This is a genomic window from Carboxylicivirga litoralis (genome assembly GCF_025499605.1).
Taxonomy (GTDB): domain Bacteria; phylum Bacteroidota; class Bacteroidia; order Bacteroidales; family Marinilabiliaceae; genus Carboxylicivirga; species Carboxylicivirga litoralis.
In genome coordinates, this window is record NZ_JAFMVC010000068.1 from 1 (window position 1) to 2,989 (window position 2,989).

Annotated in this window: 6 protein-coding genes; all 6 read left to right on the plus strand. The window is 42.2% G+C overall.

The window, feature by feature from the left end; all coding sequences use genetic code 11:
• A partial coding sequence (locus J1N10_RS20565) for a hypothetical protein (RefSeq protein ID WP_262328615.1) occupies window positions 1-341 on the plus strand: 341 nt, incomplete at its 5' end.
• Between the two features lie 7 nt (window positions 342-348).
• Complete coding sequence (locus tag J1N10_RS20570) at window positions 349-1,470, plus strand: hypothetical protein (protein ID WP_262328616.1); 1,122 nt, start codon at window positions 349-351, stop codon at window positions 1,468-1,470.
• 11 nt (window positions 1,471-1,481) lie between these two features.
• Window positions 1,482-1,658, plus strand: coding sequence for a hypothetical protein (locus tag J1N10_RS20575; protein WP_170154413.1), 177 nt, complete (start codon window positions 1,482-1,484; stop codon window positions 1,656-1,658).
• Window positions 1,659-1,671: 13 nt separating this feature from the next.
• Window positions 1,672-2,148 carry a hypothetical protein gene (locus tag J1N10_RS20580; protein ID WP_212220814.1) on the plus strand — a complete coding sequence of 159 codons (477 nt, stop codon included), beginning with the start codon at window positions 1,672-1,674 and terminating at the stop codon, window positions 2,146-2,148.
• 20 nt (window positions 2,149-2,168) lie between these two features.
• The gene (locus J1N10_RS20585; RefSeq protein WP_212220811.1) at window positions 2,169-2,774 is read left to right on the plus strand and encodes a hypothetical protein; all 606 of its coding nucleotides are present in this window, start codon (window positions 2,169-2,171) and stop codon (window positions 2,772-2,774) included.
• Between the two features lie 18 nt (window positions 2,775-2,792).
• Window positions 2,793-2,989: hypothetical protein (locus tag J1N10_RS20590; RefSeq protein ID WP_262328617.1), on the plus strand; the 197-nt coding region annotated here is incomplete at its 3' end.

Consider the following 2,989-nt stretch of genomic DNA (forward strand, 5'->3'; position numbering starts at 1 on the left):
GTGAGTTATTACATACCATCGCAAAAGACCGTGTTTCAGGGATGCGAACCATCGACAGCTACCAATTAAAACCAACGGTGATAATGGTAACAGGTGCGGACATTTCCCTGGACCTGAAAAACGATATGTGGATTCTGAACACCAAAGGTCTGCCAAGCTCCATTGATGAAATGGAACTCATAAGCAGCGATAATGTGTTTACGGCTACACCCGAAGAATACGACTTTATGGATGAGTACCGCTACCAGGTATTCACCGATTACATAGACATCAAAACCCAAACGGAAAACTTTAAGCCTTACCGATTGGAGTTTGTAAAGATTATTCCCCACCGAAATTAATACGACTATGTTGGATTACAGAGAGCAAATACAAAGCATATACGAGTTTATAAAGCGTTCGGAGGACGAACAAAAGTACCCTTACGCTTACGAAATATACCTGGTTACCGCAGCACAGGAAACAGCACTCACTTCAAGAACCTCCGGAACGGATAAGTTTAACCGTGACATTGAAAGTGCCATTGAAAAAGCAAAGCAGTCGCATGGTTCACTCAGGGTTGATGTGTTTGGAGGCAAAAGCCCCAATGCCAGAAGCCTGAACAGCTATACCGTGAATATCAGCAAGCTTTTAAACCCACCAAAAGAACCTATTGAGAGAGCCGAGATACAAACCATTATCCAGGAGGAAATGAAACAGAGCCAAATCCAAAACAACACCAATGGATTGGGTGAACTAGATTCCCTGTTAGGATTATTTTCAGGAGATAACCCTGCCGTAAAATCAAAGCTTGATGGTCTGTTCGGTGTGTTCAATGCCTTATCGGGCAACAACAAAGAGGTTGAGCGAATCAGTTACCAAAAGCAGTTGGATGATTTTAAGTTCGAGACACGCTACAATACTTTAGAAGAAAAGTATGAGCGTTTACGCAATGAAAACGCTGAACTACGTGCCGAAAAAGACCGCTACCAAAGCGAAAACAGGGAACTAAAAACTGATAAGACAGACCTTGAAAGCCGTCTTGCCGGGTATGCTCCCAATGAAGTAATGAAGCGAGTTGCCACAGGTGCATTGGTCGGTATCGGTTCACGCTTGCTTACCAACAGTCCGAAAACAGCAGAGTTATTAGGGTTATCAGCAGAGGAACTCAAAGGTGCTTTGGGAATGCTTGATGATACCGAGGAAGAATCGGCACAGCTACCAGAAACCAATGTTGAGATTACTGACATAGGCACAGCCAATACACCCGAAGACCGCAAGAAAGCAGAGATTATCAAAAAGCTATCCGATGCCCTTATGACATGGGAACTACAAGATGTAGCCAAGATTGCAAATATCGTTGGCTTATGCCTTGACAAAGCCGAACTGATAAATAAAACCCTTCTGTTCCTGAACCAAGCCGTGAATGGCATATCAGAACAGGAACCGGGAAACGCAGAGTTTGATAACGAAGATTTAGACAACGATTAAAATATACGATTATGAGAAAGTTTAAAGTAGGAATCACCATTGAAGCTGACAGTACCGAGGTAGTTCAGCAAGTAGGAAACCTTTTGCAAAATGCAGTCAACAAGGTTGAGCAACAGGACATGATTAAGCTTTTGACCAAGGTTGCCAAGAACCCAAAGATTGTAAAGACCGCATTACGATACATCTAAAAAACTCAGCAACGTGCAACAGTTACCACCTGTAAATAAAGCAACATTAATAGCCAATGGCATTAAATACGGATTGCCCATTATGGGCGTTGGAATCGGTATTTACGCTGTTAAAAAGCTATTGTTTAAGAAGAATACTGATGGCACTTCATCAAGGGTTGCTCCATCAATAAAAGATACGGTTATCGACAGGCAAAACCTGACTATTTCTGCTTCTGATGCTGCTTTGTATGCCAATACGCTGTACGGTGCAATGCTCGACTTTGGTACAGATGAAAAGGTCATTTACTCCACCATTGATAAGATACAGAGCAAGGATGATATGCTATTAGTGATTAAAGCCTTTGGCATGAAACAGTATTTGTGGGGAACCAGGGCAGCGTTTTTAGGTCAGGACTTCAACCTGATTGGCTGGTTCAGACAGGAACTAAGCGAAAGTGAAATTTCCAAAATCAAACCCAAGTTCGATAGTTGGGGAATCCCTCTCTAATCTCAAACAAAATTACAGCTATGGACAAGAAGAAAAAGATATTATTTATTTCGGGAGGGGTGTTAACCACAGGGGCAATAGTAACCACAATTGTAATGATTCGCAGACGAAACAAACGCAAGCGTGGACTATTGCCTCCTCGTGGTTCAAACGTTTTGACCACCAACAATAACGAATTGCCCTCAAACTTTCAGAATTGGAACGGTGGCAATACCTATCTATCCAATGCACCCAGGGGAATACGTAACAACAATCCGGGAAACCTGATTTTTACCAATATCAAATGGAACGGCAAACTACCCAAAGAGCAAAACAAAGACAGGCGTTTTGAAATGTTTATTGCTCCGGTTTATGGTGTTCGTGCCATGATTAAAGACCTCAAGCACGACATTGAGAAGGGCAAGAATACCGTGCCGTTATTGGTCGAAGAATATGCACCCCGATTTGAAAACAACACCGACCATTATATCCAAACGGTTTGCAAGGATTTAAAGGTCAGCAAGAGTGCAAAACTCCTGCCTACAAAAAACACACTCCGCTTATTGGTGCTTTCAATGACAAAGGTTGAGACAGGTGGCAATTACATCTCCAACCAATTGTTTGAGCAAGCCTACGCAATGATTTAGCAATTAAAAGACTTAGATATGGGAACGATAAAAATGTTTAGGGGAACAACCCCACCGTTATTGAAAAAAGGCGAATGGGCTTCGGATGGCCAGTACGCTTATTTGGGTATGGAACACGAGCAATACAAAGTGTTTCAGGGCGTGTTTGATATGAGTAAAGACCAGCAGATAACAGGTTTTGAATACGATGTTGAACGTAAAGCGATTATTATTCC